General features: G+C 73.8%; 5 protein-coding genes. 1 reads left to right on the forward strand and 4 read right to left on the reverse strand.

The genetic code is table 11. The annotated features are described in order from the left end of the window. Positions 1-55: 55 nt before the first annotated feature. Together EAO71_RS26480 and EAO71_RS26485 are read right to left on the reverse strand one after the other, a co-directional pair. Positions 56-1,765, reverse strand: coding sequence for an ABC transporter ATP-binding protein (locus EAO71_RS26480; RefSeq protein WP_147980339.1), 1,710 nt, complete (start codon positions 1,763-1,765; stop codon positions 56-58). Further along, positions 1,765-3,603: an ABC transporter ATP-binding protein gene (locus tag EAO71_RS26485; RefSeq protein WP_147980340.1), complete on the reverse strand. Its 1,839-nt coding sequence runs from the start codon at positions 3,601-3,603 to the stop codon at positions 1,765-1,767. Before EAO71_RS26485 ends, EAO71_RS26480 begins: the two co-directional genes overlap by 1 nt. 291 nt (positions 3,604-3,894) lie before the next feature. On the opposite strand from EAO71_RS26485, the gene EAO71_RS26490 reads away from it, so the two are divergent. Beyond that, the gene (locus EAO71_RS26490) at positions 3,895-5,499 is read left to right on the forward strand and encodes a B12-binding domain-containing radical SAM protein (RefSeq protein WP_147980341.1); all 1,605 of its coding nucleotides are present in this window, start codon (positions 3,895-3,897) and stop codon (positions 5,497-5,499) included. A gap of 118 nt (positions 5,500-5,617) precedes the next feature. On the opposite strand, the gene EAO71_RS37895 is transcribed toward EAO71_RS26490, so the two are convergent. Further along, complete coding sequence (locus tag EAO71_RS37895; RefSeq protein WP_187282838.1) at positions 5,618-6,823, reverse strand: saccharopine dehydrogenase NADP-binding domain-containing protein; 1,206 nt, start codon at positions 6,821-6,823, stop codon at positions 5,618-5,620. After that, positions 6,820-11,448: amino acid adenylation domain-containing protein (locus EAO71_RS26505; RefSeq protein WP_222723588.1), on the reverse strand; the 4,629-nt coding region annotated here is incomplete at its 5' end. The genes EAO71_RS26505 and EAO71_RS37895, both read right to left, overlap by 4 nt.

Raw genomic sequence — 11,448 nt, forward strand, 5'->3', positions numbered from 1 at the left:
CCCTACCCCTGTGTCGGATGGTGTGTGACGGGCGAACGATCTGCCATGCTGCCGTTCACGCCGCGGCGAGCGCGGCGATTCGCCGGAACTCGGCGTAGCGGCCCTGGTGCCGCAGGAGTTCCTCGTGGGTGCCCTGTTCGACGATCCCGCCGTCCTCCAGGAAGACGATGAGGTCGGCCTGTTCGACCGTACGCAGCCGGTGGGCGACCATGAGGGTCGTCCGGCCCACCATGAGCCGGTCGAGTCCCTCCTGGACGGCGGCCTCGCTCTCCGGGTCGAGGGCCGAGGTGGCCTCGTCGAGGAGCAGGACGGGAGCGTCCTTGAGCAGGGCGCGGGCGATGGAGACCCGCTGGCGCTCGCCGCCGGACAGCGACGTGCCGCCCTCGCCGACCTGGGTGTCCCAGCCGTCGGGCAGTCGCTCCACCACCTCTTCCAGGCAGGCCGCGGCGGCGGCTCCGCGTACCTCCTCCGCCGTCGCGTCGGGCCGGCCGATGCGGACGTTGTCCTCGATGGTGCCCTCGAAGAGGTACACGTCCTGGAAGACCACGGAGAGGCCGGCCATCAGCTGTTCGGTGTCGATGTCGCGGACGTCGACACCGCCGAGGCGCACGGAGCCCTGGTCGACGTCGTGGAAGCGGGCCACGACCTGGAGCAGGGTGCTCTTGCCGGCACCGGAGGAGCCGACGATGGCGACCCGCTGCCCCTCCCCGACGTCCAGGGAGAGTCCGTCGAGCACCGTGCGGTCTCCGCGCCGGAAGGTCACGGAGTCGAGCGTGACGCCGTGGTGGGCGGGCAGTTGCGGGTTCTCGGTGTGCGGCAGCGGCGGTTCGGTGAGGACCGCGTCGATGCGCTCCAGTTCGCCGCGGGAGGCCCGCATGATCCCGCCCAGGTCGGCGAGGGACAACAACGGGTCCACACAGCGGGCGGCCAGGACCATGATCGCGAGGAGTTCGGCGGCGCCCAGGTCGCCGTCCAGCGCGAGGTGCACGCCGAGGGCCAGGACGGCGGTGAAGACGGCCTGGACGGAGAAGCTGAGGCCGAGCATGCCCGGTACGCCGCCGAGGGCGGCCCGCCGGCTGGTGCGCCACTGCTCGTTCAGCGCGTCGTCGAGCAGGGCGAAGCGCTCGCCCGTCCGGCCGCCGGCGCGCAGCACGGGCTGGGCACGGACGTACTCGACGACCCGGCCGGCCGCGTCGTCGCTGCTCCGGGCCCGGTCCGCGTCCTGCTGCGCGGTGGCCCGCGAGGTCCAGCGCTGCACGCCGGCGACGAGGGGCGCGGCGACGAGTCCGGCCAGCGCGATCCGCCAGTCGAAGACGAAGAGCACCACGACCGTGGTCAGCGGGATCAGGGTGGCGTTGATCAGCGGGCGCAGCCGGTGCGCCGGTACCGACATGACGCCCATGACGCTGCGGCTCGTGAGGCCGGAGACGTCGCCGACGCGGCCGGGGGTGAACCAGCCGAGCGGCAGCGCGGCCAGGTGGTCGCCGAGCCGGTGGTGCAGTCCGCGGGAGAGCTCGCCGCCGGTTCGGAAGCCGGACTTGTCGCTGAGGTAGCCGAGGACCGACGTGACGATCACGGCCACGGCGAAGGCGGTGAGCCAGGGCGCGGCGGCGCCGGCGTCGCCGTCGAGGAGGGCGTCCAGCAGGGGGATGAGCAGCGCGTACGACAGCCCTTCGAAGACCGCGCACACGGACATCGCCGCGACGGTGCGGCGCAGGGGTCCCGAGTGCCGCTCGCCCAGGACTCGCAGCAGCAGCCTGATCATCAGTGGGTCTCCCTCTCCTGGCCGGCGCGGGCGTGCTGGGCACGCCACATGGCGGCGAACCTGCCGTTCATCCGCATCAGTTCGTGGTGGTCACCGCTCTCCACGACGCGTCCGCCCTCCATGACGACGATCCGGTCCGCGCGGACCACGGTCTCCAGCCGGTGGGCGATGACGAGTCGGGTACGGCCCCGCGCCAGGGTCTCCAGGGCGGCGCGGATCTCCGCCTCCGTCTTGGCGTCGGCGAAGGACATGGCCTCGTCCAGGACGAGGACCGGCGCGTCGACGAGCAGGGCCCGGGCGATCGACAGGCGCTGGGCCTCGCCGCCGGAGAGGCCGACGTCCTCGCCGATGACGGAGTCGTAGCCGCGGGGCATCGCCTGGACGCGCTCGTGGATTCCGGCGGCGCGGGCGGCCCGTTCGACGTCCGCGCGGTCGGCGTCCGGTACGGCCAGGGCGATGTTGTCGGCGATGCTCGCCCGCAGCAGCCGGACGTCCTGGAGGACGAAGGAGACGCTGCGGTAGAGCCGGTCGGTGGCGATCTCGCGGGCGTCGACGCCGCCGATCAGCACGGCGCCGCTCGTCGGGTCGGCGAAGCGCGGGACGAGCTGGGCGAGGGTGGACTTGCCGGCGCCGGACGGGCCGACGAGTGCGGTGGTGGTGCCGGGTTCGAGGGTCAGGTCCACCCCGTCCAGGACGGGACGGCCCTCGTCGTAGCAGAAGCCGACGCCGCGGAACTCGACGCGGTGACCACGCGGTTCGGCCGGGTGGGCCGGCTCCGGCAGCGGCGGGACGTCGAGCATCGCCCGGATCCGCTCGGCGGACGCCTCGGCGGCGCGGACGTTGTCGAGGCCGTGTCCCAGGGCGGCGATGGGTGCGGTGAGCGCCACCGCGAGCAGCGGGAAGGGCAGCAGGTCCGCGGGCGGCATGGCGTCCGCCGCGATCAGTGCCGTGCCGCCGGCGCAGACCAGCAGCAGGACGAAGGGCGGTGACAGCACCAGGGCGGCCAGCGAGGCGAGTCCGGCGGCGCCCGCCACGTAGCGCAGGAAGAAGTCGGCGAAGTCGTCGGCGGCCTTGCGGTAGCGCCGGTGCGCCCGGCCGCCGCCGCCGAAGGTCTTGACGACGGAGATGCCCTCGACGAACTCCACGGAGGCGGCGCCGATGCGGCCCATCGCCTCGCCCATCTTCCGTCCCTCGCTCTGCCGTTCCTCGGTCATCAGCGCGCGGTGCAGCACCAGGCCGAGGAGCACCGGGACGAGCGCGACGAGCGTCAGGCGCCAGTCCACCCAGGCCAGGTAGGCGAGCGAGGCGAGCGGCACCACGACGGCGGAGGTGGCCTCCACCGGCGCGTGGGCGATGAGGTGGTGCAGCTGGTCGACGTCGCCCTGCACCACGCCGTTGATCTCGCCCGAGCTGCGGCGGGAGTACCAGCCGAGCGGCACCTTCCCCAGCCGCTGGGCGAGCAGCCTGCGCAGCGTGAGCTGGATCCGCCCGTCGACCAGGTGCGCGATGCCGCCGGAGGCGGCGGTGAGCACCACCCGGACGAGCAGGCCGGCGACGCCGATCCACACGGCGGTCCAGGCGGCGCCGTGGTCGGCCGGGCCCGGCGCGAGCAGCACCCGGCCGAGTTCCACGACCGCGAGGAGCGGCGCGAGACCGGCGAGCGAGCCGACGATCTGGAGGACGAAGACGGCGACGATGCCGGCGCGGTAGGGGCGGAGCAGCCGCAGGAGCACCTGCCTGGGTGTCGTCGCCGCACCGGCCGGATCGTTCCCGGGACCGCCGTCGCCGACCGCCTCCCGGCTTTCGGCACGGCTGTGCAGACCCTCTGCCGTGGCCATGGGGTTCCCCACCTCTCAGGCGCGACCGTCCGGCCCGCGGGCGCGGTCGCGCGACCACGGGCGGACGGCAAGATCCGTGAATACCGAGAGATAACTTTACACGTATAAGAACCTGCGTCGCAACCGCCTCACCGGGCTTCCGAGCGCTCCCCGAACCACCTCGGCCACGGTCTCCACCAGGGCGTTTCCGCATCGAGATTCCACCCAGACGATGCCCAGGACGGGGTTGAAAGGATCGGCCGCAACCCCTGCCAGGGGCGGTCACCACAATCCCAACGGGAGCGGGTACGCGTGCGCTTTCTCCTTCTGAGCGGGCTCGGGCCCGCCAACATCAATTCGCCCTATCTGGAGGGCTCGCTCTTCGCCGCCGAGACCCCCGAGCGCGCCCGGGAGATGCTCCGCCGCGCCGGCGCCCCGGACCTCGCCCTCGGCCGCCTCGCCTTCACCCGGGCGGGCACGGAGTACGCCCTGCTCCGGCCCCGCGCGGACACGGCGCCCCATCTGACCACCGTCACCCTCCTGTCCATCCTGGAGAACAGTGGTCACTGCTTCGAGCGCGTGGACCTGGAGGACGTCTGGGAAGGGCGCGCCAAGGCCCCGGTCGGCGACGTGGACTACGTCCTGCTGTCGACCACGTACATCTGGAACGGCCCGATCCTGGGCGCGGCCGTGGCCTGGGTCCGGGAGAACCTGCCCGGCACGGGGATCGTGACGGGCGGGCAGTTCACCAACCTGAAGTTCATGTCCGCGCTGCGCGACCACCCGGAGATCGTCGCCGTGGTCCGCGGCGACGGCGAGATCGCGCTGCCGCGCACGCTGGACGCGCTGTCCGGGCGCGGCGAACTGAGCGCCGTGCCCAATCTGGTGTGGCGCGACGAGGACAACATCCGCATCAATCCGACCGAATACGTCGACATCGAGGATTTCCCGTCGCCGCTGGTCATCGGAAATCAGCCGATCATTCCGTACGAGTCCATGCGGGGCTGCCCCTTCGACTGCAAATTCTGTTCCTTTCCGGCCGCCTCTCCGAAATGGCGGTACAAGTCGGCGGAGAAGATCCGCGACGACTGGATCGCGTACGCCGAGCGGAACGCCGCGGACTCCATCTCGGCCATGGACTCGACGTTCACCATTCCGCCGACCCGGCTGCGCCGGCTCCTGGAGATCCTGCCCGGCTCGGGAGTGCCGAGGTGGGAGGGGTTCAGCCGGGCCAACACCATCAACTCGGCCGAGCTGGTCGCCGGCCTGGAGGCCGCGCACTGCTTCCAGCTGCACATCGGGTTCGAGTCGATGAACGACGCCACGCTGAAGCGGATGAGCAAGCGCGTCTCGGTCAAGCAGAACCGTCGCGCGGTCGAACTCCTCAGCGAGGGCGGGCTCTCCTACTACGGCCTGTTCATCGTCGGATATCCGGGTGAGGACCCGGAGATGTTCCAGGACACGCAGGACTACCTGCTGCACGAGTACTCCGGGCACTTCGCGCTCTCCAAGTTCTCCATCACCGACGAGACCATGCCGCTGTGGCAGGACCGGGAGGAGTTGCGGATCGTCGCGGACGACCCGACGGACCCGGCCTCGCCCTGGTCCCACATCGGCATGGACAGCGCCCAGGCCGCCCGGCTCCAGAAGGAGACCCTCGACAAGGTCCGGCTGACCAACGACAAGGCGGTGCTGAGCCTCTGGCAGCACGACTACCAGCACTGGCTGATGCCCCGGCACGACCACACCACCAACATCGCCGTCGAGAAGTGCCTGGAACGGATGGCCATGGCCCCGGTCGACCACGCCGACCTCGACGAGGGCGCCGCCGTCGTCCGGGACAGCCTCCACCGGCTGAAGGACTTCGGCGTCGAACTCGCCCCGCCCGGGCGGCCCCTGGTGTGCGATCCGGCCTGATGCCCACCGGATCGCGCGAACGGCGGTGGCTCGGACGGAGGATCCGTCCGAGCCACCGCCGTGAGCGGGCCCGCCGACGTGCGGCCGGCGGGCCGGGCGCCCGGAGGAGGAGAACCCCCTACAGCACGCCGTCCTCCATGTCGTCCCCCGCCGTGGACACCGCGACGGCCTTCCGCGCCGGCTCCCCGTCGGAGACGGTGACGACCGTGCCGGGCAGATGGCGCCGCAGCGCGTCCGTGACCAGCCGGGGCGGCAGTACGGACGCGGCCCGGTGGATCCCGGGGCGCACCCGGCCGAGGGCCACCTCGCGCGCCGCGACCGCGCCGACCACGCCCGTCATCGCCGAGCCGTCCTCGCCCCGGATCAGCGCCGTGCGGCGCCGCACCGGGTACTCGGCCGACGGGTCACGGGACGGCTCCAGGGGCTCCAGGACGCCCCACAGCACGTGGTACGGGGTCCGCCCGAGTGCGTCCAGGGCGCTGGCCCGCACCACGGCGTCCGCCTGCGCGGCCGGGCCGCCCGCCCGGTCGCCGCCCGCCCCGGCGTCGCCCGCCGCCCGGGAGCGGTTCAGCGCGTCGAGCAGGTGCCGGCCGTCGAAGGCGTTGTACCAGCGGGCCTCCGCCAGACCGAGCGCCCGCGCCTGGGCCGTCAACTCCCGGGTGAGGTAGGGGTGGGCGGTGACCGGGTGCGGCACCCCGGCCACCACGCACTCCTCGGCCACCCTCAGGGCGCCCGGCACGACGCGCCCGTCGCGCCACTGCGCCCGGGGCGTTCCGTAGCCGCGGTCCATGCTCATCAGGTAGTCCGTCGCGCCCGTGCGGGTGAAGGCGCCGAGCGAGACGTAGTAGCCGGTGAACCGGGCGGCGCCCGGCTCCGGCCACCCCGGCCGTCCCCCGGCGCCCTCCGTGAGGAGGCGGGGCAGCAGTCCCGACAGACCCGGCGCGACGCCGGCCGAGAGCACCACCGTGCCCTCGCCCGCCGGCGCCCCGCCGGGACCCGATCCGTCCATCACGTCCACGTAGTCGGCGCCGGCGGCGGCCGCCGCCCGCCGGGGGCGGTCTCCCAGTACATAGGCGGGCCCGGCACAGTTGAGGACGACGTCGCAGCCGTGGACGAAACGGCCGAGGGAGTCGTCGTCCAGGGCGTCGGCCGCCACGCCCGCGGCGGCCCCGCCGAGGGCGGCGGCACAGCGTGCCGCCGCCTCGGCGTCCCGGCCGCCGATCCGCAGCCGGAGCCCGCCCCCGGCGGTGAGGACGCGGGCGGCGGCCACGCCGACCGCGCCGTATCCGCCGAGGACGCCGATCACGGGCGGGGCGCCGGTCACCGCTCCTCCCCGGGCAGCAGCGCCCGCGCCACGGAACGGGCGTGCGGCGGCTGTACGCAGCTGAAGTGGTCGCCGGGCACGTCCACGATGCGCAGACCCGCGCCGCAGACCCGCTGCCAGTAGTCCGTCATGTCGTCGTGCATGCCGGGGAAGATCTCCGCCTCCCCGGTCTGGCGGACGAAGGTCGCCGGGACGTCGCAGGGGGTCGGCTCGTGCGAGGCGACCGACACGAGGCTGTGCTTGACGATGCGGAACAGCCGGGTGAGGCGTTCCTCGGAGCGCAGTGCGGCGTCCTCCACCGGCATGCCCGCGCCGATGGCCCGGAGCCGCTCCTCCTGGGGGCGTTCCGCGAGGGCCTGGAAGGCCCGCAGTGCCTCGCGGCCCCGCCCGGACAGCGTGTCGGCGGGCCGGTCGACGAGGCTGCCCCGGGGCACGGTGTCGCCGTGCTCGGCGGTGGCCGCCTCGACGAGTTCGCGCGTCGCCGCCTCGTCCTCGGGATAGCCGAGGGCGACCAGGTCGGCCCGCATGAGCCGGGCGAAGATGTACTCGGCGAGCAGGTCGTCCTCCACCAGGTACGGCACCCGGTAGCTGCTGATGACGGTCAGTCCGGTCACCTCCACGCCGGCGGCGGTCMGCCGCCGGGCGAGTTCGGGGACCAGCAGACCGCCCATGCAGTACCCGACGAGGTGGACCTGCCGGAGCCCCTCGGCGAGCAGGGCCTCCGCGTGCCGTTCGGCGAGTTCGGCCACCTGCGTGCGGGGGTCCGCCTTGAGGAAGGCGTCGATGTCGTCGACGACGAGCGCGGCGAGCGCCATCCGGTCGGCGAGTTCGCCGATCACCCCGCGGTACGGGATGACCGTGCCCGTGCCGTCGTGCACCAGGATCCGCGGCACCGTGTCGCGCGCGCCGGCCGGCGCCTCGCTGATCCGGACGAACGGGGAGGCGGGTGCGGCTCCGGCGGGGCCGGAGAGGGTCTCCCGCGGGGCGGCCAGGCGGGCCGCGAGCGCGGCCACGGTCGGCCGGTTCATCACCAGGCGCAGCAGGTCGTCCCATTCGAGGTCGGCGGCCTCGGGGAGCCGTTCGCGCATCCGGGTGACCAGGCGGGCCACCAGCAGCGAGTCGCCGCCGAGGTCGAAGAAGCCGGCGTCGCGGCCGACGGTGGTGACCGGCAGGACGTCCGTCCACAGGGCGGCCAGGGTCTGCTCCATGCCCTCGTGCGGCGCGTCACCGCCCTCGTCGACCCGGCCCCGCGCCGCCGAGGCGGTCCAGGCGTCCAGCCGGGCCCGGTCGATCTTGCCGTTGCCGGTGAGCGGAACCCGGTCCACGACCTGGAGTTCGGCGGGGATCATGTAGCCGGGGAGCCGGTCGCGGAGGTGGCCGAGCAGCGTCTCGGGGCGCAGCTGCGCACGGTCGGCCTTGAAGCGGGAGACGAAGACGTGCTGGCCGATGCGGTCGAGCGCGGTGCCCTCGTCGGGCAGGCAGACGGCGACCTCGGCGCCGGCGCCGCGCAGCATCCGCAGCCACTGTTCGCGGCCGAAGAAGGTCTGTCCGGTCTCCCGGCGCTCGTCCTCGAAGCCGTGCAGCCCCGCGTTGAACTCCATCGAGGTCATGACGTGGTAGGCGTCGCGGGTGGCCTCGATGAAGACCAGCCAGCCGCCGGGTGCCAGGAGTTCGCGCAGCCGGGCGAGCACCTTCTCGGCGTGCACGGAGTTGTGCAGCACGTTGGCCAGCAGGATGACGTCGAAGGAGTTCGGCGCGTGCCCCTGGGCCCGGTAGTCGCGGTTCAGGTCGAAGAGGCCGTAGCGGACCCAGGGGTGGGCGCGGAAGCGCTCCTCGGCCGCGGTGAGGAAGAAGTGGGACAGGTCGGTGAAGAGGTAGTCGACGCCCAGGCCGTCGAGTGCCGGTACGAGCACGGTGCTCGTGCCGCCCACGCCGGCGCCGATCTCGAGGAGCCGGAGCGGTTCGGGGCCGCGGTGCCGGCGGGCGATCTCCTGGAGCGCGGCCACGACGGCCGCGTTGTTGTGGCGGCTGATCAGGTTGTCCCGGTAGGCGGCCTCGGCGGTGTCGAGGCGGCCCTCGGGGAAGAGCAGCGTCTTGAGGTCGATCTCGTTGCGCAGCAGCGGGGCGAGGTGCTGCTCGGACACCCGGTGGTAGCGGACGAGTTCGGCGCCCCACGCGATGCGGGGTTCGAGGGCGTCGATCCGTCGCAGCACCTCCTCGTGCCGTTCCCGGCTGTCGGCGCGCAGGGCCCGGTAGCGGCCGGTGTCGGGGTCCTGGGTGAGCCGCCCCTCGTGTTCCAGGGCGGTGAGCCAGCGCAGCACCAGGTAGTGGTTCTCCGGGGCCGCCCCGGTGGCCTCGACGACCTCCTCCAGGGTGTGCTCGGAGGCGGGCTCGGGGAAGAGGCCGCAGGAGCGCAGGAGGGCTGCCATCGACTGGAGGGCGGAGAGGTCGAGGAGTTCGACCATCTCGGTCGTCTCGGCGTCGGAGACGTCGCGTACGGTCTCGGCCCCGCCCGCCGCCGCGGTCTCCCGCAGCCGGGCCGGGAGCGCGGGTGCCTCGGCCCGGCCGGGCTCGGCGAAGGCCACCAGGCGGCGGGCGCCGCCCTCGCCCTGGATCGTGGCCGCGGCGAGCTCCACCGCGGGGTGGGTCTGGAGCGCGGCCTCGACCTCGGCGAGCTCGACCCGGTGCCCGTTGAGCTTGACCTGCCGGTCGACCCGGCCGAGGAACTCGATGGTGCCGTCGTCGAGCCGGCGCCCCATGTCGCCGGTGCGGTAGAGGCGTTCACCGGTGGCGGGGTGGGTGACGAACCGTTCCGCGGTGCGCTCGGCGTCGCCCAGGTAGCCCAGGGCCAGTCCGGCTCCCGCGATGTACAGCTCGCCGGTGACATGGGCGGGGCACTCCCGCATCCGGCCGTCCAGCACGTGGAAGCGCTGGTTGGCCAGCGGCCTGCCGTACGGGATGCTGCGCAGGGCGGGGTCGACCTCCGCCACCGGGTGGCAGATCGACCAGATCGCCGCCTCCGTGGCGCCGCCGAGGCTGACCACGTGCAGTCCGGGGATCCGGCGGCGGACGGCGTCGGGCAGGGTGACCGGGAGCCAGTCGCCGGAGAGCAGGGCGAGCCGCAGCCGGGAGACGTCGGTCCCGGGCCTGCCGCGGAGGTACTCCTCCAGCATCTGCATCTGGGCGGGGACGGAGTTCCACACCGTGACGCCGTGCCCGGCCAGCAACTCGGCCCAGTGGGCGGGGTCGCCGCGGCGCGCGGGGTCGGGCAGGACCAGGGCGCCGCCGACCGCCAGCGGGCCGAAGACGTCGTAGACGGAGAGGTCGAATCCGAGCTGGGCGAGTCCGAGCACCCGGTCGCCGGCGGTCACGCCGAACCGGGCGTTGACGTCGTCGACGGTGTTGCGGGCGGCGGCGTGACTGATCATCACGCCCTTGGGGGTGCCGGTGGAGCCGGAGGTGTAGATGACGTACGCGAGGTCGTCGGGGGCCGTGCGGTGGCCGAACGCGCGGTCCGCGGGCCCCAGGGTGTCGACCCCGACGGCCGGGAGCCCCGCGGGCAGCCCGAGCGAGGGCAGCAGCGCGGACTGGGTGAGGACCAGGCGGGCCCCTGCGTCGGCGAGTACGGCGTTCCGGCGCAGCGGGGGCTGGGTGGTGTCCACGGGCAGGTAGACCCCGCCGGCGAGGAGCACACCGAGCACGGCGGCGACCTGCTCCCAGCCCTTGTCCATCACGATGCCGACGCGTTCCCCGGGCCGGCAGCCGGCGTCGGCCACGGCGACCGCCACCGACCTGGCGCGGCCGAGGAGTTCGCCGTAGCTCAGGGTCCGGGTGGGGGTCACGACGGCGACGCGGTCCGGGGTGCGGACGGCCTGGGCGACGACCTCGTCGTGCAGGAGCCCGGTCCGGCGCGGGGCGGCGGTGTCGTTGGCCCGTGCGACGCGCGCCGTCTGGCCGGCGGGCAGCTCCACGGGTTCGGGGTGCTCCCAGACGGTGTTCCCGTCGACGAGCCGCTCGACCAGCTCCGCGAAGGCGGCGAACATGTCGTCCACGACGCCGTCGGGCAGTACGCCGTCGCGCACGTCCCAGTGGGCGAGCAGGCCGCCGCCGTCCTCCATGACCTGGCAGTCGATCCAGACCTGGGGGGTCTGGGTGATGCCGTGGACGAGCTCGCCGTGCGGCATCAGGGAGGGCGCGGGCTCGGTCCCGGTCCCGGTCCCGGTGACGGTGCTGGTGAAGGTGACGGGCAGCAGTGCCTCGGTGCGGCCCCGGCGACGGGCCAGTTCGCGCAGGACCTCGACGCCCGAGCAGAGCCGGTGGTCCATGTCCTCCCAGAGCCTCGCCTGCACGGTCCGCATGCGGTCGAGGAGGGTCGCGCCCTCGTCGAGGTCGACGGCGAGCAGGCTGGTGGAGCTGAAGTCGCCGATGACGCGGTCGGCGTCGGGGTGCAGGGGAAGCCGGTTCTGCACGGTGAGGCTGAGGGTGAACCGCGGGGTGCGGCTCCAGCGGCCGACGGTCTCGGCGAAGGCCTGGAGCAGGGCGCCGGAGGCGGTGACGCCCGCCTCGGCGGCACGGCGGCCCAGCGTCCGCCACTGCTCGGGGGTCAGCCGCAGGCCGTGCCGGGT

It is taken from the genome of Streptomyces sp. MS191, assembly GCF_008042125.1.
Classification (GTDB): Bacteria; Actinomycetota; Actinomycetes; order Streptomycetales; family Streptomycetaceae; genus Streptomyces.

What these genes read in the sequence shown, in the direction of transcription:
- EAO71_RS26480 (WP_147980339.1), bottom strand. Translation starts at nt 1,765, where the DNA reads ATGATCAGGCTGCTGCTGCGAGTCCTGGGCGAGCGGCACTCGGGACCC.
- EAO71_RS26485 (WP_147980340.1), bottom strand. Translation starts at nt 3,603, where the DNA reads ATGGCCACGGCAGAGGGTCTGCACAGCCGTGCCGAAAGCCGGGAGGCG.